The sequence below is a fragment of the Micromonospora sp. PTRAS2 genome, assembly GCF_054052245.1.
Genome location: NZ_JBSWBU010000010.1, coordinates 1 through 20,787, shown reverse-complemented (window position 1 = coordinate 20,787; position 20,787 = coordinate 1). Strand labels below are relative to the sequence as shown.

Sequence of the window (20,787 nt, the reverse complement as noted above, 5' to 3'; positions counted from 1 at the left end):
CGCCGGCCAGGGCTTCCCGCATTCCGGAAGCAGGAAATGAACAAGCCTCACGACTGATGTGCGGCACCGCCATCGGTCGATAGGTTGTGACGCCCCCGAGTACCGGAGTCACACCATGTCATCTGGCGCCGCAACGCCACTGATCTCCGTCATCGTCCCCACCTACAACCGTTCGCCCCTGCTGCGCGGCACCCTGACCGCGCTCGCCGGCCAGCGGATGCCCGCCGAGCGATACGAGGTCGTCGTCGCCGACGACGGCTCCACCGACGACACCCGGCAGGCCGTCGACGCGTTCGCCGACCGGCTCCGCCTGCGCTACCACTTCCAGCCCGACCTCGGCTTCCGAGCCGCCGCCGCCCGCAACGCCGGCGCCCGGCTGGCCACCGGCGCCGTCCTCGCGTTCGTCGACACCGGCGTGCTGCCCGGCCCCGACTTCCTCACCGCCCACCTCGCCGCCCACGCCCGCCCCGGGCCGCCCCGCGCCGTCCTCGGCTACACCTTCGGCTACCAGCCCGGCGACCCCGTCCCCGGGCTGGAGGCCGCGACCCGCGACCGCACCCCCGAGGAGATCGTCCGCACGTTCGGCGCGCTGCCCTCCTTCCAGGACGGTCGGCACGCCACCTTCGCCAGCACCGCCTTCGACCTGTCCCGCGTCCCCCTGGCCTGGCAGCTGTTCTGGTCGCTCAACTGCTCCGTGCCGGCCGCCGACTTCCACGCCGTCGGCGGCTTCGACGAGGACTTCCGTTCCTGGGGCGGCGAGGACATCGAACTCGGGCTGCGCCTGGACCGCCACGGGCTCGCCTTCGAGGTCAGCCGCGAGGCGTGGGCGGTGGACAGCCCCCACCCCCGGGAGGCCGCCGTCGACACCGGCGACGACCCCAGCAACGTCCTGACCATCCTGCGCAAGCACCCCGAACCGGTGCTGGAGCTGCTCTGGGCCTGGTTCGCCCGGCACCTGCCCCAACTGGAGGACACCCGCGCCTGGCACCTGCGCCAGGAACTGCCCGCCATCCGCCGGGCCGTCAACCGGGTCCGCGCCCTCGACGTCACCGCCGAACTGGCCCGGCTGCGCGACACCGTGCCGCCCGGCACCCGCATCGCCGTGTTCGGCTGCGGGGGCGAACTACCACCCGGGTTCCCGCCCGCCCACCTGTTCGACTACGACGAGACGCTGATCGCCAAGCTCCCCGACGATCCGATGCGCCCCGCCCATCACGCCCTCGGCATCCGCACCGTCCTGCCCGACGACGCCGTCGACGTCGTCTGGCTGACCTCCCGGATGACCCCGCTGTGGCGGCGCTGGCGCGCCCACCTCCTCGCCGAGGCCCGCCGCATCGGCGGCTCCGTGCAGGGCCCACTGGTGCAGGGGCCGCTGGTGCAGGTGGCCGCCGCCGCGTCCATCGCGGCCGGCTGACCGGCCCGTCCCACCGCGTGCCGCCGGCCGGCCCCCGCGCCGGCCGGCGGCACGTCACCCGGCCACTGGCCGGCCCTCAGCCCAGGGGCGTACGCCAGATCCGCAGTTCCGTGTCCGGCGCCCGCTCGGCGAACCATCCCCCGGACGACGCCGCCGAGAGCAGGGCCCGCAGGTCGGCGTCGAACTCCGCCAGCCGCGGCCCGAACAGGTGCGGGGCCCCGTCCGAGCGCGAGTGCACCCACGCCACCACGTCGTCGACCGACCGCCGCACCACCACGCCGGAGGGCACCCGCAGCCGCGTGGGGCCCGCGAACCCCGCCCCGGCCAGGACCCGTTCCTCGCCGCCCGGCGTCCCGTCCGGCAGGAACCCCCGACCGGCCCGCCGCACCGGCCCGAGCCAGCGGCGCACCAGCTCGGCGACCGCCTCGTACGGGGGCACCGGATCCGGCAGCCCCTCCGTCGACAGCGGCTCCCTGGCGTCGGCGACGTGCACGAACGCCCCGCCCGGCGGCAGCATCCCCCGCACCGTCGCGGCGACGGCGTCCTGCACCGTCCAGTGGAACGACTGCGCGAACACCACCACCCGGAACACGCCCAGCCCTGCGGGCAGGTCCTCGGCCCGCGCCCGTACCCATTGGATGGTGCCCACGCCGTCGCGCGCGGCCCGCAGCCGCGCCCGGGCCAGCATCCCGGCGTCGGGGTCCACGCCCACCGCCCCGGCGAAGCAGCCCGCCAGCGGCACGGTCACCGTCCCCGGGCCGCACCCCACGTCCAGCAGCCGCCCCGACCCGTCGAGACCCAGCTCGTCGGCCAGCGCCGCCACGAATCCCGCCGCGTAGGGCAGGCGGCCCCGCTCGTAGTGCGCGGCGGCGCCCGCGAACAGCGACTCGTCCCACGTCCACCGGTCCGTCACGGCCGCACCCTACCGGCCGCCGAGACCACCAGCGGTACGCTCACCGGATCGCACGTGGCGGCCTCACCACGACGACTTGCGCACCCCGGGCAGCTCGCCGCGCAGGGCAAGCTCGCGGAACCGCACCCGGGAGAGCCCGAACCGGGTCAGCACTCCTCGGGGGCGGCCGTCGATCTGGTCGCGGGAGCGCAGCCGCACGGGGCTGGAGTCGCGCGGAAGCCGGCTGAGCCGGCGGACCGCCTCGGCCCGTACGTCGGGGTCGGTCCCCGGGTGGGCGACCAGCCGCTTCAGCTCCGCTCGCGCCTGGGCGTGTCGGGCCACCAGCTCCTGTCGGCGCGCCTGCCGGTCGACCATGCTCTTCTTCGCCATCAGCGCGCCTCGCGGAACTCGACGTGCCGGCGCACGACGGGGTCGTACTTGCGCAGGACCAGACGGTCCGGGTCGTTTCGACGGTTCTTGCGGGTCACGTACGTGAAGCCGGTGCCGGCGGTGCTGCGCAGCCGCACGATCGGACGGGCGTCGCTCTGGCGGGCCATCAGACCTTCACCCCCCGGTTACGCAGCTCGGCGACGACCTTCTCGATGCCCTTGCGGTCCACGGTCCGCAGGGCCCTGGCCGTCAGGGTGAGGCTGACCCAGCGCCGCTCCGACGGAAGCCAGTAGCGGTGGTGCTGCAGGTTGGGGTTCCACCGGCGGCGGGTGCGCCGGTGGGAGTGGGACACGGCGTTGCCGAAGCTCGGCTTCGCGCCGGTGACGTCACAGCGTCGGGACACGGTGCTCACTCCTTCGTGGGAGCCGTAACAATAACGACAATGATTTTCAGTTCTACACCAGCCGCGCGGCCGCATCCACACCGGGCCGCCACCGTCGACTCGCCACCGGGCGAGGACCCGACCCGGATCCCGGGGCGGCGGGTCGCGCCCCGACTCGACCTCGGCACCCCGACCACGTCGGGCCCACAGGCCGATGCACACCCCGGCCGCGCCGTGTGCTTAGAATGACAATCGTTTTCAACTACGTCGAGAGGAGTCCGATGTCGTCGTCACCGCAGGCCCCGCCGCATGCCGCGCCAACCGACGCCGATACCCGCCCGTCGCTGACCGTCCTGTCCGGGTTCTGGCCGGCGGCAACCTTCGCCGTCGCCCGCACGCTGCTCGCCGCCGACGAGTCGCTGCTGCTGGTGCGGCACGACCTCGCCCGGATCCGCGACGGCGTCGTCCGTCGGGTGGTCCGCTCCGCCGCCGGCATCGTCGAGGACGAACGGATCGCCCTGCGGCACGGCTGCGTCTCCTGCACACTTCGCGAGGACGTGCTGCCCACCATCGCCCGCCTCGCCCGCACCCGTCCCGGCCGGGACCTGGTGCTCATGTTGCCGGAGGTGGTGGAGCCCGAGGCCGTCGCCGCCGCCTGCGCCCACTGCCTCGTCGACGGCAAGCCGATCACCGATCTCGTCCGCGTCGACTCCTACGTGACCGTCCTCGACGCCGAACACCTGCTCGACGGCCTGTCCAGCACCGACGACCTCACCACGCTCGGCATCCAGGCCGCCGAGGACGACCACCGCGCGCTCGCCGACGTCGTGGTGCGGCAGATCGAGTACGCCGACACGCTGGTGCTCTGGGGACAGTCGCGGGACGGCGCCTTCGACACCAGCAGGCTGTCGGTCCTGCTGCGGCGGATGGCCCCGTGGGCGACCCACCTCCGCGTCGACGGCGACCTCGTCGACGCCGGCGCGTTGACCAGCCAGCTGCGCCACACGCGTCGGCACCGTCCGGGAACCCCGGGGATACTCGCCCGCGGCCTGCAGGGCTACGCCCTCGGCGCACACGAGCCGGACCCCGACTGCGGAGTGGTCTCCGCCGTCTTCCGCGCCCGCCGGCCGTTCCACCCCCAGCGCCTGCACGACGTGCTGGAGGACGTGAAGGCCGAGGTGATCCGCTCCCGCGGGCACCTCTGGCTGGCCAGCCAGCCCGACACGGTGGTGGCCTGGGAGTTCGCCGGCGGCGGCCTGGCCATGGGGTCCCTCGGGCACTGGCTGGTCAGCCTGCCCGAGGACCGCTGGGAACACGTCGACGACCAGCGCCGCATCGCCGCCGCCCTGGACTGGGACCCCTACTACGGCGACCGGCACCAGCACCTCGTCTTCATCGGCGTCGACATCGACCCCGTCGAGCTGCACCGCACCCTCGCCGGCTGCCTGCTCACCGATGCCGAACTCGCCGACGGCGAGGACGCCTGGCGCACCTACCCCGACCCGTTCGCCGGCTGCTTCCCCCTCGGGGCGGAGGAGCCGACCGACGACACCGACACCGACACCGACACCGACACCGACACCGAAGGGGAACGACCCGCATGAAGCCCGGCATCCACCCCGAGTACCGGCCCGTCGTCTACCGCGACAAGGGCGCCGACTTCGCCTTCCTCACCCGCTCCACCGCCACCAGCGACCAGACGGTCGAGTGGAACGACGGCAACACCTATCCCGTCATCGACGTGCAGATCTCGTCGGCGAGCCACCCGTTCTGGACCGGTAGGCAACGCCTGCTCGACACCGCCGGCCGGGTGGAGAAGTTCCGCCAGAAGTACGCCCGCCGCGGGCCACGGGGCGGGTGAACACCGGGCCGCCCGCCTCCCGGTGGCGGCGCGAATGGTGAGCCCACTCGCGCCGCCACCGGGCGATGTCCGACCCCGCCCCGCTGCTGCTCGACGAGCCCCGACTGCCCGGTGGCGGCCCTCGTCAGGCCGGGACCGGGTCCGCGTGGCCGGGCAGGTCCCCGAGGTCCCACCGGGGGAACGGGTCGGGCAACGCCCGCCACGCGTCCTCCCCGGCGGCGATCTCGGTGTCGGTGAGCAGGCAGGCCGCCAGGGCCGCCCGCAGGCCGTCGCCGTCGAGGTGCACGCCGATGAGGACGAGTTCCTGCTGCCGGTCGCCGAAGACCGGATGCCAGCGGGACTCCAGCTCGGCCCGCTCGTCGGGGTCCTGCGGCCACTGTCCCGACGCCACCACCGGGACGCCGAGCGGGTCGCACCGCCCCGTCGGGCCGGCCTGCGACCACAAGGCCTGGACGTCGGGGCGGCTGGCCAGCCACAGGAAGCCCTTCGACCGCACGACCCCGTAGCCGTCCACGCCCTCGGCGAACAGGCGCCACAGCCGCTGCGGGTGAAACGGCCGGTGGTCACGGAACACGATGCTGGAGATGCCGTACTCCTCCGTCTCCGGCACGTGCCCTCCGTTGAGTTCGGCGACCCAGCCGGGCGCGGTCTCCGCCCGCTCCAGGTCGAACCGGCCGGTGTCGAGGACCTCCGCCGGCGGGACCCGACCGTGCACGGCACGGACCTGCCGGGCGGCCGGGTTCAGCCGGGTCAACAACGCCTCGACCACCTTCAGGTCCGCCGCGCCGACCAGGTCGGTCTTGTTGACCACCAGCACGTCGGCGAACTCGATCTGGTCGACGAGCAGATCCGCGATGCCACGGTCGTCACCCTCGTACGCGGCCAGCCCCCGCGCTTCCAGGCTCTCCCCCGCCTCGATCATGGCCAGCAGGCCCGCCGCGTCGACCACGGTGACCGTGGTGTCCAGCCTGGCCAGATCGTCGAGCACCTGCCCGCCCTCCACGCCGAAGGCGAACGTCGCGGCGACCGGCATCGGCTCGGAGATGCCGCTGGACTCGATCAGCAGGTAGTCGAAGCGGCCCAGCCGGGCCAGCCGGGCCACCTCGGCGAGCAGGTCGTCGCGCAGGGTGCAGCAGATGCAGCCGTTGGTCAGCTCGACCAGCCGCTCCTGCGTCCGCGACAACGCGCCGCCACCACGGACCAGCGCGGCGTCGACGTTCACCTCGCTCATGTCGTTGACGATCACCGCCACCCGCAGCCCGTCCCGGTTGGCCAGCACGTGATTGAGCAGGCTCGTCTTGCCGGCACCGAGAAACCCGGACAGCACCGTCACCGGGAGCCGTCCGGTCACGGCCGCTCCGCCACCTGACGCCCCTTGTACAGCCCGCAGTGGGCGCAGGCCCGGTGCGGCACCACCATCTCCTTGCGCGGGCACGGGCAGGGGGTCAGCTGCGGCACCGCCGCCTTCCACTGCGCCCGCCGGTGCCGGGTGTTCGACCGCGACATCTTCCGCTTCGGTACGGCCATGGGTTCTCCTTCGTCGAGAGGTCGACGCCATCTTAACGGAAGTGATTTTCGTTTCACATAACCCCTCGGTCGTCGGCCGGACGGGCCGGCGCATTCCACAACTGCACCTCCGTGGCCGCGTGGAGGACGTCGCGGGCGGCTGCGGCCGCCGGGCAGCCCACCGTGCGGCAGATCGGGCAGCGGCCGTCGGGGGCGGGTCGGTGCTCGCGCAGGATCCAACGGGCGGTGAGGATGAGCCGGTTGCGGATCTGGGCCAGGGACAGGAACGGCGCGGTCACCGAATGAGGCCGATCGCCGCGGCCAGGTGCGCGACGCCGGCCGGCGCCGGGCCGCCCCGGGCCACCTCGGCGATCACCGTACGCGCCAACGGCCGCACCCGGACCTCGGCCGGCGCGATCCGGTCCGCCTCGACCAGGGCGCGGCCCGCCCCCAGCAGGTCACCGACCTGGAGGTACGCCCGCGCGGCGTCGACCAGATGCGCGGCCCGGTGTTCGACGGGCAGCCGCCGCCACCCGGGCAGCCTGACCGTCTCCGTGTGCTGGGCGACCGCCTCGCCGCCGTCGCCCAGCTCCACGGCCGCCGCAACCCGCGCCACCCGCACCGCCGCCGCCCCGAACCCGGTGCGGTGATGGTCCTGGCCGCCGTCGACGCGCTCGGCGATCTCGGCGGCCTGGTCGAGCAGTTCCGTCACGCTGCGGTGGTCGCCGCACGTGGCGGCGGCGAGAGCCGCCTCGACCAGCAACGTCCCGCACACCGCCAGGTCCTGCGGCGGGGCGTCGTGCAACACGCTCGGCGCGATCCGGTGTGCGGCTGTGATCGACGCCGCCATGGCCAGCCGGCCCTGCCCCGCCGCGCGCAGCGCCTGCCCGAGCGGCACCGCCGCCACCGCCGCCCACACCGGGTCACCGGCGGACAGGGCCGTCGCCCGGTCGGCCGCCAGCCACGCCACGTCCGGCTCACCGAGCTTCACCAGCAGGGAGGCGACGATCCGGTAGACCTGCCTCAGCAGACCCGCCACGTCGCCCCCGGCGACGGTGGCGTGCGCGGATCGCGCATCGGCGAGCAGGGTAGGTACCAGCCGCGTCAACTGTGGGTAATGCGCGTGCTGATACGTCAGCCACGCGTGCTCCACCCGCCGGTGCAGCTCGCCCGTCGATCCCCCAGGCCGCGCGTCCGGCTCGGCCGCGGGGATGTCGTAGCAGGCGAGCGCCGCCCGGACCCCCCGCACGCCCTCGGTCCCGATGGTCCTCGCCAGCCGCACGTCATCGCCCAGCAGGACCGCCGCGTCCACCCGCAGCACCTCGGCGACGTCCTGGATGACGGAGAACCGGTCCAAGGCACGAACGCCACGTTCGACCTTGTCCACCCAACTCTTGGACTTACCCAACCGATCGGCGAGCATCTGCTGCGTCATCCGCCGCAGCACCCGCCACTGCACCACCCGCCGACCTATCGCCGGCTCACCGCTTCCCACGACGCCACCGCCGGTCCGGCACCGCTCGGGTCGTCTCCTCGACCGGCATCCGTTCGGCCTCGGCCTGTGCGAGGATCCGCTGTCTTGCCGCCTCCCGTTCGTCCGCCTCCGCCTGCTCGCCCCGGCTCGGCCCTGCATCGCGCTGCGTGCCGCCCATCTGCAACCCTTCGGGAAGGGGCGCGGCGGGGTTTCCGGGAAGGACCGCCACCGCCGCGCCGGCTCAAGGCCACGGCGGCAGTCAGATCGAAGCAGCCGCAACCGTGATCAGAACGCTACGGACAGCACATGCGGCCGCTGGAACGCCTACGCACCACTACTGCACGGTCATGCTCATCCGCTCACACAGGCCCCGCAGTTCCGGCGAGGCAGCGCTCCGGCGCAGCAACGCCCGGGCCGTCTCCCGCGCCGACGTCGACGAACGCGCGTGCTGCAGACCGACTCGTTCCGCCGCGAGCAGCATCCGCACCGCGTCCCGGCCCCGCCCGACCGCCTCTGCGGCCCGGCTCATGTCCAGCCAGAAGTACACCTGCCGTATCGCCGGCAGGCCGCTCACGTCCACACCGGCGACCGTCCGAATCGCCTCCTCCGGTCGGCCCGTGTCGAGCTGAAACGCCATCCGCCACAGCGCCACGTTGCGTGGGCCCCAGGCAAGATCCCAGCTCTCGGTCTCCCCCGTGTGCGCGGCGATCCGCGCCGCCTCGGCGAGGTGCTCCTCCGCGCCCGCCCGGTCACGCAGGCCGGCAAGGTGATGGGCCCGCGCGAGATGCAGGAACCCGAGCACGTCCAGGGCCCCGTCCGCCCCGCTGCCCGCCAGGCCGGCACCCGCCGCGTCGCACCACGCCCGCGCCGGCCCGTACGCGCCGGAGTAGGCCGACACCCGCGCCCGGTTGGCCGCCGCCACCCCTGCCGCCACCGGATCGTCCAGCAGTCCCGCCGCCTCCGCACAGCGTTCCGCCGCGAGCCACGCGTGAGCCGGATAGCCGACGTTGAGCAGGGAACCCATCGCAACCCCGTAGACCGGCACCATCTCCGCCAACGCCGCCCGCCGATCGGTCAGGCCATGCATCGCCGGCACCAAGTCGACAAGCCTGCGCAGGGCACCCGCGTAGTCACACCGCCCGTACAGAGCGCGCACGAGCCCTGCCTCCCGACGCACCTGCTCGACGGTGGCTGGCAGCTCCCGCCTGCCCGCCATCGGCGTGTCCATCATGATCCGCCACACCCGTTCGGCATCGATCCGCGCCGCATCGAGCTGCCGATCGGCCGGCGTGTACGCCTGCCCGGTCAGATCGACCACCGAGCACTCCAGCGCCGCAGCAAGGTCTACCACCATGTACCGATCGGTGCGCTGCTGGCCACGCTCGATCCGCGACCACGATGTATGGGAGATGCCGGCACGGCTGGCGGCATGCCGGATGCTCCAACCGCGCAGCTCGCGACGGATCCGGATGCGATCACCGATCGACGGATCGACGGGTATGGGACGACGGGGCATCAGCGACACTCCCAGGTCGAGGGCTGACCGGCATGCCCGCTGGCATCAACCAGCGGCCATTTCGGACGGTACACTCGAACGCACTGACCGCAGCGTTACCCGGCGGAGCTTCACGTCGGCGGCCAACCGCCACTGTCGCTCCCGTCGCGGTCAATCAGGGGCGGTGCCGGGCGGCGTCGCTCATGGCGCGGGCGCGGCGTGGCGGAGGCCCGCGAGGACGAGGGTGACGACCTGGTCCGCGTCGGCGCGGAAGTCCGGGTGGTCGTACGCCGCGCAGATGCCCTGGAGGGCGATCATGATGGCGCCGGCGCGCACGTCGTCGCGGACGGTTCCCGCCTCGGCGGCGGAGGTCAGCAGGTCGGCGACGACCTGATGCAGGGCCTGGGCGCCCTCGGCCATCGTGTCCGGGCGGGTGGCCATGAGCGCCGCGAGAGTGCGGGCGAGGCCCTGGTGGGCGTGCAGGTGGGCGACGAGGCCACGCAGGAAGGACTCCAGCGCCTCGTCGGCGGGGAGGGCGGCGTGCAGGGCGCGGGCGCGATCGCACAGTGCGGTGAGTTCTTCGCGGTAGACCGCCTCGGCCAGGGCCTCCCGGGTCGGGAAGTGCCGGTAGAGCGTGCCGGTGCCCACGCCGGCCAGCTTGGCGAAGTCGTCGAAGCGCAGGTCGAAGCAGTTGTTGGCGAAGAGTTCGCGCGCCTTGGCGAGCAGGGCGTCGCGGTTGCGGCGGGCGTCGGCGCGCAGCGGCTTGGCGTCGGTCACGTGGGATCCCATGTTGACAAGTGGAGGCCGTCTCCATATTTTGGAAGTGGAGACGGTCTCCAATTATAGCCTACGGGGCGGCGCGTGAAGATCTTGATGTTCGGCCGGGGCGTGATCGGCGCGGTCTACGGGTGGACCCTGGAACGGGCCGGGCACCACGTCGAGTTCTACGTCCGGCCGGGGCGGGCGGCGGCGTACGGGGATACGATCGACCTCGATCTGCTCGACGCGCGACGCCGGCCGTGGGGGAAGCGGGTCACCGAGAAGTGGCCGGTACGCTACCGCGAGTCGCTGGAGCCGGACCACGACTTCGACCTCATCGTGCTGAGCGTGCAGCACTACAACTTCGCGGAGGCCGCAGCCTTCCTGGGGCCGCGGGTCGGCGGGGCCACGGTGCTCGTCTTCAACAACCTGTGGGTCGATCCGCTGACCGCGATCGACCACCTCCCCACGGAGCAGGTGGCCTGGGGCTTCCCCGGGGCCGGTGGCGGCTTCGGCGACGACGGTGTGCTGCGCGCGGCGCTGCTGCCCGCCGTCTTCCTCGGCACGCTCGACCGGCCGCCGACCGAGCGCGAGCAGGCCGTACGCGGGCTGTTCCGCGCGGCGGGGCTCAGGGTCCGGGAAAACTCCGACTTCCGGGGCTGGCTGGCGATCCACTTCGTCCAGAACGCGGGCCTGCACACGCAGAGCCTGCGGCTTGGTTCCCTGTCCACGATGACGCGCGGCGACGTACGCGAGGCGATCCTCGCCGTCCGCGAGCTGCTGCCGCTGGTCGAGGCCCGCGGCGTCGAGCTGCGGCGGCATCGGGCCGACCTGCTGCCGTTCACCGCGCCCGTCTGGCTGGCCGCACCGGCAGTCGCCTGGCTCCTCGCCCGGTTCCCGCCGATGCGCCGGGTGACGACGGCCCACGCCAACCCCGAGGAGCTGCGCGCGATCTGCCGCGACACGCTGGCGGAGGCACGGCGGCTGGGGGTCAAGGTGCCCCGGCTGGAGGCAGCCGAGCCCTACTTCACCGACAGTCACCGGGCGTTGAAGTAGCTCGCCTCCGGGTGGTGCACCACGATCGCGTCCGTCGCCTGCTCCGGCACCAGCTGGAACTCCTCCGACAACTGCACCCCGATCCGCTCCGCGCCCAGCAGGTCCACGATCTTCGCCCGGTCCTCCAGGTCCGGGCAGGCCGGGTAGCCGAACGCGTACCGGCAGCCCCGGTAGTCGGTGCGCAGCAGGCCCGCCAGGTCCGCCGGGTCGTCGTCGGCCACCGTACGGCCGCCCGGCAGCGTCAGCTCCGCGCGGATCCGCCGGTGCCAGTACTCCGCCAGGGCCTCGGTGAGCTGCACCGACAGGCCGTGCACCTCCAGATAGTCCCGGTAGGAGTTCCCGGCGAACATCTTCGCCGTGTAGTCGCTGATCGGCTGCCCGACCGTCACCAGCTGCAACGCCACCACGTCCAGGCCGTCCCCGCGCGGCCGGAAGAAGTCCGCCAGGCACAGCCGCCGCTCCTGCCGCTGCCTCGGAAACGAGAACCGGGCCCGCTCGGCGCGCCCGTCCTCGTCGAGCACCACCAGGTCGTTGCCCTCGGAGTACGCCGGGAAGTACCCGTACACCACGGCCGCCTCGAGGACCTTGTCGGCGGTCAGCCGGTCCAGCCAGTACCGCAGCCGGGGCCGCCCCTCGGTCTCCACCAGCTCCTCGTACGACGGGCCCTTGCCGCCCCGCGCGCCCCGCAGCCCCCACTGCCCCAGGAACGTCGCCCGCTCGTCCAGCAGCGCCGCATAATCCGCCAGCGGCACCCCCCGCACCACCCGCGTGCCGAAGAACGGCGGCGTCGGCACCTCCACGTCGACCGCCACGTCCGAGCGCACCGACGCGTCGTCCAGCCCCGGCAGCGCCTGCCCGACCGTCGCCCGCTGCCGCTCCCGGCGCTGCCGCCGCGCCGCCAGGGCCGCCTCCCGCTGCGGGTCCACCACCGGCGCGCCGCCCCGCTTGGCCGTCATCACCCGGTCCATCAGCGACAGCCCCTCGAACGCGTCCCGGGCGTAGTGCACCTGACCGGGGAACGCCGCCCGCAGGTCGTCCTCCACGTACGCCCGGGTCAGCGCCGCCCCACCGAGCAGCACCGGCCAGCGCTGCGCCACCCCGCGCTCGGCCATCTCGGCCAGGTTCTCCTTCATGATCACCGTGCTCTTGACCAGCAGCCCCGACATGCCGATCGCGTCGGCCCGGTGCTGCTCGGCCGCGTCGAGGATCACCGAGATCGGCTGCTTGATGCCGATGTTGACCACCTCGTAGCCGTTGTTGGACAGGATGATGTCCACCAGGTTCTTGCCGATGTCGTGCACGTCGCCCTTGACGGTGGCCAGCACGATCCGGCCCTTGCCGCCGTCGTCGGCCTTCTCCATGTGCGGCTCCAGGTAGGCCACCGCCGTCTTCATCACCTCAGCCGACTGCAGCACGAACGGAAGCTGCATCTGGCCCGAGCCGAACAGCTCCCCGACCACCCGCATGCCGTCCAGCAGCAGGTCGTTGATGATCGACAGCGGCGACCGGCCCCCGGCCATCGCCGCGTCGAGGTCGGCCTCCAGGCCGTTGCGCTCGCCGTCGACGATCCGCCGCCGCAGCCGCTCGTCCAGCGGCAGCGCCGCCAGTTCCTCCGCCCGGGTGGCCCGCGCCGACGACGCGTCCACCCCCTCGAAGACCTCGATGAACCGCTGCACCGGGTCGTGGCCGGCGCGCCGGCGGTCGTACACCAGATCCAGCGCGGCCTCCCGCTGCTCGTCGGGGATCCTCGACATCGGCAGGATCTTGCTGGCGTGCACGATCGCGGACGTCAGCCCCGCCCGCACGCACTCGTGCAGGAAGACCGAGTTGAGCACCTGCCGGGCCGCCGGGTTCAGCCCGAACGACACGTTCGACACGCCGAGGGTGAAGTTGACCCCCGGCCAGCGCCGCGCGATCTCCCGGATCGCCTCGATCGTCTCGACGCCGTCGCGGCGGGTCTCCTCCTGGCCGGTGGCGATCGGGAACGTCAACGCGTCGATCAGGATGTCGGACCGGCGCAGCCCCCACCGCCCGGTCAGGTCCTCGATAAGCCGCTGCGCGACCCGCACCTTCCACTCGGCCGTGCGGGCCTGCCCCTCCTCGTCGATGAGCAGCGCCACCACCGCCGCCCCGTGCTCGACGACGACCGGCATCACCCGGGCGTAGCGGGAACCCGGCCCGTCGCCGTCCTCGAAGTTGACCGAGTTGACCACGCACCGCCCGCCGAGCATCTCCAGCCCGGCCTCGATCACCGCCGGCTCGGTCGAGTCCAGCATGATCGGCAGCGTGGACGCGGTGGCGAACCGCCCGGCCAGCTCCCGCATGTCCCGGGTGCCGTCTCGGCCCACGTAGTCCACGCACAGGTCCAGCAGGTGCGAGCCGTCCCGGGCCTGGCTGCGGGCGATCTCCACGCACGCCTGCCAGTCGCCGGCGAGCATCGCCTCCCGGAACGCCTTCGACCCGTTGGCGTTGGTGCGCTCCCCCACCATCAGGACGCTGGCGTCCTGCGCGAACGGCACATGGTGGTAGATCGAGGAGACCCCGGCCTCGGCGCGCGGCTCGCGGGCACCCGGCCGCGCCCCGCGCAGCCGCTCGGCGACCAGCCGGATGTGCTCCGGCGTCGTCCCGCAGCAGCCGCCGACCACCGACACCCCGTACTCGGCGACGAACCGCTCCAGCGCGTCGGCCAGCTCCACCGGGGTCAACGGGTAGACCGCGCCGTCGGCGGTGAGCTGCGGCAGGCCGGCGTTCGGCATCACCGACAGCGGCACCCGCGCGTGCTGGGACAAATAGCGCAGGTGCTCGGTCATCTCCGCCGGGCCCGTCGCGCAGTTCAGCCCGATCAGGTCGATGCCCAGCGGCTCCAGCGCGGTCAGCGCCGCGCCGATCTCGCTGCCCAGCAGCATCGTGCCGGTGGTCTCCACCGTGACGTGGCAGATCAGCGGCACGCGCCGCCCGGCCTCGGCCATCGCCCGCCGGGACCCGACCACCGCCGCCTTCACCTGCAGCAGGTCCTGGCAGGTCTCGACGATCAACGCGTCCACGCCACCGGCGAGCAGGCCCGCCGCGTTCTGCTGGTACGCGTCGCGCAGCGTCGCGTACGCGGCGTGCCCGAGGGTGGGCAGCTTCGTGCCGGGGCCGATCGCACCGAGCACGAACCGGGGCCGCTCGGCGGTGCCCCACGCGTCGGCGGCCTCCCGGGCGAGCCGCGCGCCGGCCTCGGACAGCTCCCCGATCCGGTGCTCGATGCCGTATTCGCCGAGGTTGGCCAGGTTGGCGCCGAAGGTGTTCGTCTCGACGCAGTCCGCGCCCGCCGCGAGGTAGGCGTCGTGCACCCCGCGGACGACGTCCGGGCGGGTGACGTTGAGGATCTCGTTGCAACCCTCGTGTCCCTCGAAGTCGTCCAGGGTCAGCTCGGCCGCCTGGAGCATCGTCCCCATCGCGCCGTCGGCGACGAGAACCCGCTCCGCCAGCACGTCCAGCAGCGAAGTCCCCACCCCACTCAGGGTAGTGCGAGGATCCGGCGGTGGGGGCGGGCCGCGACGCACCGGCAGCCCGCGGGCCGGACCGGCGCGGCCGACGGGCCGCATCCGGCCCCGACACGTAGGCTGACGGACGTGAAGGACATCAGGGACGTCACCGGGCCCGGCAGGCGGACGACCGGGCCGCAGCCCGGGACCGCCCGCCGACGACAGGGTGAGGTGACGGCATGACCGAGTTCGACGGACTGCCGGTGCTGCGGTCCCCCGTGGCCATCGCCGCTTTCGAGGGCTGGAACGACGCCGCGGACGCCTCCACCGCGGCGGTCGAGCACCTGGAACAGGTCTGGCAGGCGCGGCAGGTCACCGAGCTGGACCCGGAGGACTTCTACGACTTCCAGGTCAGCCGGCCGACGATCACGATGGCCGACGGCGAGACCCGCCGCGTCGAGTGGCCCACCACCCGGTTCATGGTGGCCAGCCCGGAGGGCACCGAGCGGGACGTGGTGCTGATCCGGGGCATCGAGCCGAGCATGCGCTGGCGCACGTTCTGCGAGCAGGTGCTGGAGATCTGCCACAGCCTGGAGGTCGAACGGGTGGTGCTGCTCGGCGCGCTGCTGGCCGACGTGCCGTACACCCGGCCGTTGCCGATCAGCGGCAGCGCCTCCGACGCGGAGGCGGCGCGGCGCTACCAGCTCACCCCCACCCGCTACGACGGCCCCACGGGCATCGTCGGGGTGCTGCACGACGCCTGCACGCGCGCCGAGGTCGACGCGGTGTCGTTCTGGGTGCACGTGCCGCACTACGCCAACAACCCGCCCTGCCCCAAGGCCACCCTCGCGCTGCTGCACCGGGTCGAGGAGGTGCTCGACCTGCCGGTGCCGATGGCCGACCTGGCGGAGGAGGCGGCGGAGTGGGAGCAGCGGGTGCGCGGAGCCGCCGAGCAGGACGCCGAGCTGGGGGAATACGTGCGCGAGCTGGAGGAACGCGTCGGCGACGCGGGCATCACCCCGCTGACCGGCGACGAGATCGCCCAGGAGTTCGAGAAGTACCTGCGCCGGCGCGGCGGCTCGGCCGGCCCGACGGCCGGCTCCTGGTAGCCGGCTCCTTCGGGCAGCCACGCTCCTTCCGAAAGCCCCCGGGCCGGACCGGTCCGGGGGCTTTCGCGTGTCCGGGGTGGCGCGCTCACATCCCCTAGGGCATCCTAGGAACCTAGCTGTGATCTCCAGGAGGAGCCATGCAGATCAACCCGGGTGCGGCCGAGTTCCCGCACCGGCAGATCGCCGCGCAGCTCAAGGCCCAGGTGCGCCGCGGCGACTGGGGGCCGGGCGAGCGACTGCCGTCCATCCCGGCCATCGCCGAGATGTTCGGCGTCGCCAAGCAGACCGTGCAGCGCGCCGTCGACCAGCTGCGGGTCGAGGGCATCCTGATCACCAAACCCGGCTCCGGTACGTACGTCAGAGGCACCCGGCGCCGGCTCAACCGCCTCTCCCGGGGCCGGTACGGCGGCTTCCGCGGCTACCACACCGACCTGGCCGCCCGCTACCGTCAACAGCTCGTCTCGGTCGGCCGCGCCCCCGCCCCGCCCGAGGTGGCCGACGCGTTCGGCGTCGCCGACGGCACCGAGCTGCTCTGCCGCCGCCACCTCGTACGCACCGAGGACTCCCCCGTCGAGGTGGGCGCCTCCTGGTTCCTGCCGGCCGACACCGCCGGCACCACCCTGGAGCGGGGCGAGGCGTTCGGCCGGCCCCTCTACCAGGAGGCGGAGGAGGCCACCGGCCGGCAGTACGTCACCGCCACCGACACCATCACCGCCCGCCAGCCCAGCCGGGAGGAGGCGGAGACCCTCCAGATCCGCCCCGACACCCCCGTGCTGCACCTGCTGCACGTCGCCTACGACGCCCGGCGCAAGCCCATCGAGGTCGCCCAGGCCACCTGGCCCGGCCCGATGACGACGCTCACCGAGGAATACAAGATCCCGTCCCCCACCCCGGACCCCGACCCGGACCCGGGCCTGATCCTGGGCTGACCCGGCCCTGCCCCCGTGCCCTCTACTCCCCCCGCCCCCGCCGCCCGCCCCGGTGATCAGGAGGTTTGCGTCATCGTCGAGATGGCGGGGTCACGGGGTGAGTGAGGGGTTAGAGGCGGAGGCCGAGGAGGGCGTCGACGGTCGTGGCAAAGAGGGCCGGGGCCTCGGGGTCCGTCCCCTCGCCGGCGAGGGCACGCTCTGCCCAGTCGTCGGCGAGCGCGAGCGCGCCCGGGGTGTCCAGGTCGTCGCCGAGGCGCTCGCGTACCCCCGCCAGGAAGTCGTCGCCGGACGGCCCGGACGGCGCGGCGGCGGCCCGCCGCCAGCGGGCCAGGCGCTCCTGCGCGGCCACGAGCAGCTCGTCGGTCCAGGTGCGGTCGGCGCGGTAGTGGCCGGCCATCAGCCCGAGCCGCACCGCCATCGGATCCACCCGGTCAGCCCGCAGCCGGGAGACGAAGACCAGGTTGCCCTTGGACTTCGACATCTTCTCGCCGTTCAGGCCGATCATGCCGGCGTGCACGTAGTGGGTCGCGAACGGCGACCGGCCGGTGAGCCGCTCGGCGTGCGCGGCGGAACACTCGTGGTGCGGGAAGAGCAGGTCGTTGCCGCCGCCCTGCACGTCGATCGACTCGCCGAGCAGGTTCAGCGCGATCACCGCGCACTCGATGTGCCAGCCGGGCCGGCCCGGGCCGAGGTCGCCGCCGGGCCAGGACGGCTCGCCCTCGCGGGCGCCGCGCCACAGCAGCGGATCGAGGGGGTCGCGCTTGCCGGCCCGCTCCGGGTCGCCCCCGCGCTCGGGGAAAATCTCCAGCATCTCGGCCCGGGACAGGTTGGACTCGTAGCCGAACTCGGGCGCGGCGGCGATGTCGAAGTAGACGTCCCCGGTGCCGTCGTCGAGCCGGTACGCGGCCCCGTCCTTGAGCAGGGTGAGAACCTTGTCGGCGATGTCGGGGATCGACTCGACCGCGCCGACGTAGTGCGCCGGCGGGATCATCCGCAGCGCCTCCATGTCCTCGCGGAACAGCGCGGTCTCCCGCATGGCCAGGACCTTCCAGTCCTCGCCGTCGCGCTCGGCCCGCTCCAGCAGCGGATCGTCGATGTCGGTGACGTTCTGCACGTAGCGCACCGTCAGGCCGGCGTCGAGCCACATCCGCTGCACCAGGTCAAAGGTGATCATGGTGGCGGCGTGGCCGAGGTGCGTGGCGTCGTACGGGGTGATGCCGCAGACGTACATGGTGGCCACGTCGCCAGGTCGACTGGGATGGGCACCGCGTCGCGCCGAGTCGAACAATGTCAGCGGGCCGCCCCTGCCGGGCAGCCGTGGCACCTCATGTCCCGTCCAAGACTCCATGACCGTCAGCCTAGCCAGCCGCCCCGCGCGCCGGACCCACGCCACGGGTGACCAACGCGACAACCGCTCGCGCCCCTGGTGACCGCCCTGGCGGGCCTGCCGGACCGACGGCTGCATCGGCGGCTCGCACTGACCCGGCTACGTCGGCGGCGTGGACCGACGGCTACATCGGCGGCCAGGGCATCGCCGGCCAGTCCTGCGGCGGCTGGGGGAACCGGCCCCCGTCGCGCAGCCGGCCCACCCGGGCCGCCAGCTCGGCGACCTCGCGGATCGTCAGGTGCTCGGCCAGCTCCTCGCCCAGCTCCCCGCCGAGCCGGACGGTCAGGTCGGCGAGCATCTCCAGGGCGTCCGGCGGCAGCTCCCGGCCGGCCCAACCCCAGAGCACGGTGCGCAGCTTGTCCTCCACGTGGAAGCTCACCCCGTGGTCGACGCCGTAGAGCCGGTCGTCCGCGCCGAGCAGCACGTGGCCGCCCTTGCGGTCCGCGTTGTTGATGACCGCGTCGAGCACCGCCAGCCGGGCCAGGCGCGGATCGTCGGCGTGCGCCAGTGCGTACGCGGCACCGTCGTCGTCCCGGGCCGCCGCGACCGGGAACCAACGCGGCGGCACCGCCTCCGCCGGCACGAAGCCGACCAGCGGCTCGGCGTCGTCGGGCTCGTCGATCCACAGTTGACAGGAGCCCGGCCCGAACGGGCCGTCGCGCAGCACCGTCGGCGGGACCAGGTCCCAGCCGGTGGCGCGGGAGACCAGGTACGCCGAGACCTCCCGGCCGGCGAGGGTGCCGTCCGGGAAGTCCCAGAGGGGACGCTCGCCGCGCACCGGCTTGTAGACGCAGCGGGCGCTCACCCCGTCGAGGGTGAGCGCACCGAGCAGCGTCGCGTTCGACGCGTCGACCAGGCGGCCTTCGACGGTCAGCTCACCGTCGCGGAGCAGCCGTAGCGTCGCCACGTCGTCCTGCCGACGTTCGAGTTCGGACGAGGTCACCGGTGATAACCGTTGTGCCGCGGGCAGAGATGCCCGGCGGGATCCAGCGGCTGGCCGCAGAGCGGGCAGGGCGGGCGACCGGCATTGACCACCCGGCGGGCCCGCTCGATGAACTCGCGGGTCGCCTCGGGGGTCAACCGGACGCGCAGCCGGTCCAGGTCCTCGTCCGGCTCCTCGTCGTCCTCATCGTCGTCGTCCTCGTCCTCGTCGCCGCCCAGCTCGACCTCGGTCTCCGCCTCGCCGGCGGCGATCGCCTCGATCACGACGGTCGCGGTGTCGACGTCGAAGGCCAGGCCGAGGGTGCCGACGCGGAACTCCTCGTCGACCGGCGTGTCCAGCGGGTCGTTGTCGCCCACCGACGTCACCGCTTCGGGCAACTGCACGCCGAAGCGGCGCTGCGCCTCGGTGAGCAACTCCTCCAGCTTCTCGGCGAGCAACGACACCTGGACCTTCTCCAGCGCGACGCTGACCAGCCGGCCTCCGCCGCGGGCCTGCAAGAAGAACGTGCGCTCCCCGGGCGCCCCGACGGTCCCGGCGACGAACCGCTCCGGCGGCTCGAAGGCGTGCACCTGGTGGGTCATACCCACGACCCTATCCGGCGTGCCACAGCGTCGCGCACCCCACCGACCCGGAATCGCGCGCCCGCGCCGCACCCGTCCTGCCACCCGGGCCGACCGACCGGGAGGACGCCCGCCGTCGGCCTCACCGCCCGGCCCCCGCTCCTCCGCCGACCGCCGCGTCGGACTCCGCCGGCCGCGTGGCCCGCCGCCGACGCCGGCGCGACGGCGGCACCAACCCGGCCAGGTCACCGCCGGTGTCGTTGAGCCGCAGCAGGAAGGGCCGCAGCGGCGTGTACCGGATCGCCGTGACCGACGCCGGGTCCGCGACGATGCGCTGAAAAAGATCAAGGTGTACGCCGAGCGCGTCCGCGACGATGGCCTTGATCACATCGCCGTGGCTGCACGCCAACCAGACCGCCTCGGGCCCGTGCTCGGCGGTGATCCGGGCGTCCCAGGAACGCACCGTGGCGACAGCTCGGGCCGCCATCGCCGCCATGGCCTCCCCGTCGGGGAAGACGACGGCGCTCGGGTGCTGCTGGACCACCGGCCAGAGCGGTTCCTTGGCGAGCTTCTTGAGCGGCTGTCCCTCCCAACTGCCGTACCCGCACTCGATCAGCCCCTCGTCCACCGTCGGCGCGGCCTGCGGCAGGGCCAGTTCCAGGGTCTGCCGGCACCGGACCAGCGGGCTGGTCACCACCGCCGCGAGGGGCAGCCCGCGCAGCCGCTCACCCACCGCGCTCGCCTGGGCCCGGCCCGTGTCGTCCAGCTCGACGGGCTGCCGTCCGGCGAGACCGCCGTCGGCGTTCGCGGTGGTGCGGCCGTGCCGCAGGAGGAGAAGAGTCGCCACGCTGCCCACCCTAGGCGGTACGGACCGGGACGCGGCGATAGGTTGATCGACTCCGTGTCGGCGACATGGCGGCGTCACCGCGCCGGGATACCCCCACCTGCCCGGCATCCCGTCACCCCTCCACCGGAATGAGCGAATTGTCCGACCCGGCGGGGTGGCGTGGGGCGGGGTGTGTGGTGCGGGCCGGGGGTGGGCCGGGTCAGACCGGGGTCGGGGTGGTGACCGGCGGCACCCTGCGGCCGGAATCCCGGCCGGGGCGAGGGCGTTACACCTGACGGACGACCGCAGCAGCACCGACCGCAGCAGCACCCCA

General features: G+C 73.5%; 22 protein-coding genes. 6 read left to right on the top strand and 16 right to left on the bottom strand.

Annotation, left to right across the window (positions count from 1 at the left end; all coding sequences use genetic code 11):
• Positions 1 to 115 precede the first annotated feature (115 nt).
• Positions 116 to 1,414: a glycosyltransferase gene (locus ACVMYR_RS25535; protein WP_228986838.1), complete on the top strand. Its 1,299-nt coding sequence runs from the start codon at positions 116 to 118 to the stop codon at positions 1,412 to 1,414.
• A 76-nt stretch (positions 1,415 to 1,490) separates the two neighbouring features.
• On the opposite strand, the gene ACVMYR_RS25530 is transcribed toward ACVMYR_RS25535, so the two are convergent.
• From ACVMYR_RS25530 to rpmB, 4 genes are all read right to left on the bottom strand, one after another.
• Positions 1,491 to 2,327 (bottom strand): class I SAM-dependent methyltransferase, encoded by an 837-nt coding sequence (locus ACVMYR_RS25530; protein ID WP_457122965.1) that lies wholly within the window; start codon positions 2,325 to 2,327, stop codon positions 1,491 to 1,493.
• Between the two features lie 63 nt (positions 2,328 to 2,390).
• Positions 2,391 to 2,696, bottom strand: coding sequence for a 30S ribosomal protein S14 (gene rpsN, locus ACVMYR_RS25525; RefSeq protein ID WP_457122964.1), 306 nt, complete (start codon positions 2,694 to 2,696; stop codon positions 2,391 to 2,393).
• Positions 2,696 to 2,863: a 50S ribosomal protein L33 gene (gene rpmG, locus ACVMYR_RS25520; RefSeq protein WP_396788470.1), complete on the bottom strand. Its 168-nt coding sequence runs from the start codon at positions 2,861 to 2,863 to the stop codon at positions 2,696 to 2,698. The genes rpsN and rpmG overlap by 1 nt, the downstream gene beginning before the upstream one ends.
• Positions 2,863 to 3,099: a 50S ribosomal protein L28 gene (rpmB, locus tag ACVMYR_RS25515; RefSeq protein ID WP_077939976.1), complete on the bottom strand. Its 237-nt coding sequence runs from the start codon at positions 3,097 to 3,099 to the stop codon at positions 2,863 to 2,865. The genes rpmG and rpmB overlap by 1 nt, the downstream gene beginning before the upstream one ends.
• A gap of 260 nt (positions 3,100 to 3,359) precedes the next feature.
• On the opposite strand from rpmB, the gene ACVMYR_RS25510 reads away from it, so the two are divergent.
• Both ACVMYR_RS25510 and ACVMYR_RS25505 read left to right on the top strand, forming a co-directional pair.
• Positions 3,360 to 4,682 (top strand): CobW family GTP-binding protein, encoded by a 1,323-nt coding sequence (locus tag ACVMYR_RS25510; protein ID WP_457122963.1) that lies wholly within the window; start codon positions 3,360 to 3,362, stop codon positions 4,680 to 4,682.
• A complete protein-coding gene (locus ACVMYR_RS25505; RefSeq protein ID WP_077939969.1) occupies positions 4,679 to 4,939 on the top strand; it encodes a type B 50S ribosomal protein L31 in 261 nt (86 codons plus the stop codon). Before ACVMYR_RS25510 ends, ACVMYR_RS25505 begins: the two co-directional genes overlap by 4 nt.
• A gap of 124 nt (positions 4,940 to 5,063) precedes the next feature.
• On the opposite strand, the gene ACVMYR_RS25500 is transcribed toward ACVMYR_RS25505, so the two are convergent.
• The 7 genes from ACVMYR_RS25500 to ACVMYR_RS25470 form a co-directional block, all read right to left on the bottom strand.
• Positions 5,064 to 6,290, bottom strand: a complete 1,227-nt coding sequence (locus ACVMYR_RS25500; RefSeq protein ID WP_077939968.1) for a GTP-binding protein — start codon at positions 6,288 to 6,290, stop codon at positions 5,064 to 5,066.
• Positions 6,287 to 6,466, bottom strand: a complete 180-nt coding sequence (gene rpmF / locus ACVMYR_RS25495) for a 50S ribosomal protein L32 (protein ID WP_077939967.1) — start codon at positions 6,464 to 6,466, stop codon at positions 6,287 to 6,289. Before rpmF ends, ACVMYR_RS25500 begins: the two co-directional genes overlap by 4 nt.
• A 53-nt stretch (positions 6,467 to 6,519) precedes the next feature.
• The gene (locus ACVMYR_RS25490; RefSeq protein ID WP_457122962.1) at positions 6,520 to 6,744 is read right to left on the bottom strand and encodes a hypothetical protein; all 225 of its coding nucleotides are present in this window, start codon (positions 6,742 to 6,744) and stop codon (positions 6,520 to 6,522) included.
• Positions 6,741 to 7,940, bottom strand: coding sequence for a helix-turn-helix domain-containing protein (locus tag ACVMYR_RS25485; RefSeq protein WP_457122961.1), 1,200 nt, complete (start codon positions 7,938 to 7,940; stop codon positions 6,741 to 6,743). The genes ACVMYR_RS25490 and ACVMYR_RS25485 overlap by 4 nt, the downstream gene beginning before the upstream one ends.
• Positions 7,927 to 8,097 carry a hypothetical protein gene (locus tag ACVMYR_RS25480; RefSeq protein WP_457122960.1) on the bottom strand — a complete coding sequence of 57 codons (171 nt, stop codon included), beginning with the start codon at positions 8,095 to 8,097 and terminating at the stop codon, positions 7,927 to 7,929. The genes ACVMYR_RS25485 and ACVMYR_RS25480 overlap by 14 nt, the downstream gene beginning before the upstream one ends.
• 156 nt (positions 8,098 to 8,253) lie before the next feature.
• Positions 8,254 to 9,402, bottom strand: a complete 1,149-nt coding sequence (locus ACVMYR_RS25475; RefSeq protein ID WP_457123034.1) for a helix-turn-helix domain-containing protein — start codon at positions 9,400 to 9,402, stop codon at positions 8,254 to 8,256.
• 213 nt (positions 9,403 to 9,615) lie between these two features.
• The gene (locus tag ACVMYR_RS25470) at positions 9,616 to 10,203 is read right to left on the bottom strand and encodes a TetR/AcrR family transcriptional regulator (protein ID WP_457122959.1); all 588 of its coding nucleotides are present in this window, start codon (positions 10,201 to 10,203) and stop codon (positions 9,616 to 9,618) included.
• 72 nt (positions 10,204 to 10,275) lie between these two features.
• On the opposite strand from ACVMYR_RS25470, the gene ACVMYR_RS25465 reads away from it, so the two are divergent.
• Positions 10,276 to 11,229 carry a ketopantoate reductase family protein gene (locus tag ACVMYR_RS25465; RefSeq protein ID WP_457122958.1) on the top strand — a complete coding sequence of 318 codons (954 nt, stop codon included), beginning with the start codon at positions 10,276 to 10,278 and terminating at the stop codon, positions 11,227 to 11,229.
• Here the strand turns inward: ACVMYR_RS25465 and metH are convergent.
• Complete coding sequence (metH, locus tag ACVMYR_RS25460) at positions 11,211 to 14,726, bottom strand: methionine synthase (protein ID WP_457122957.1); 3,516 nt, start codon at positions 14,724 to 14,726, stop codon at positions 11,211 to 11,213. The two genes, ACVMYR_RS25465 and metH, sit on opposite strands and share 19 nt — an antisense overlap.
• Before the next feature lie 212 nt (positions 14,727 to 14,938).
• Between metH and ACVMYR_RS25455 the strand changes: the two genes are divergently transcribed.
• The gene (locus ACVMYR_RS25455; RefSeq protein ID WP_043968784.1) at positions 14,939 to 15,808 is read left to right on the top strand and encodes a PAC2 family protein; all 870 of its coding nucleotides are present in this window, start codon (positions 14,939 to 14,941) and stop codon (positions 15,806 to 15,808) included.
• A gap of 137 nt (positions 15,809 to 15,945) precedes the next feature.
• Positions 15,946 to 16,737 carry a GntR family transcriptional regulator gene (locus ACVMYR_RS25450; protein WP_228986836.1) on the top strand — a complete coding sequence of 264 codons (792 nt, stop codon included), beginning with the start codon at positions 15,946 to 15,948 and terminating at the stop codon, positions 16,735 to 16,737.
• Positions 16,738 to 16,846: 109 nt separating this feature from the next.
• On the opposite strand, the gene mshC is transcribed toward ACVMYR_RS25450, so the two are convergent.
• The 4 genes from mshC to ACVMYR_RS25430 all read right to left on the bottom strand — a co-directional run bounded on the left by mshC (position 16,847) and on the right by ACVMYR_RS25430 (position 20,483).
• Positions 16,847 to 18,085 (bottom strand): cysteine--1-D-myo-inosityl 2-amino-2-deoxy-alpha-D-glucopyranoside ligase, encoded by a 1,239-nt coding sequence (gene mshC / locus ACVMYR_RS25445; protein WP_077939962.1) that lies wholly within the window; start codon positions 18,083 to 18,085, stop codon positions 16,847 to 16,849.
• 163 nt (positions 18,086 to 18,248) lie between these two features.
• Positions 18,249 to 19,067 carry an SCO1664 family protein gene (locus tag ACVMYR_RS25440; RefSeq protein WP_077939961.1) on the bottom strand — a complete coding sequence of 273 codons (819 nt, stop codon included), beginning with the start codon at positions 19,065 to 19,067 and terminating at the stop codon, positions 18,249 to 18,251.
• Positions 19,064 to 19,648, bottom strand: a complete 585-nt coding sequence (locus ACVMYR_RS25435; protein ID WP_077939960.1) for a DUF3090 domain-containing protein — start codon at positions 19,646 to 19,648, stop codon at positions 19,064 to 19,066. The genes ACVMYR_RS25440 and ACVMYR_RS25435 overlap by 4 nt, the downstream gene beginning before the upstream one ends.
• 121 nt (positions 19,649 to 19,769) lie before the next feature.
• Positions 19,770 to 20,483, bottom strand: coding sequence for a histidine phosphatase family protein (locus tag ACVMYR_RS25430; protein WP_077939959.1), 714 nt, complete (start codon positions 20,481 to 20,483; stop codon positions 19,770 to 19,772).
• Positions 20,484 to 20,787: the final 304 nt, after the last annotated feature.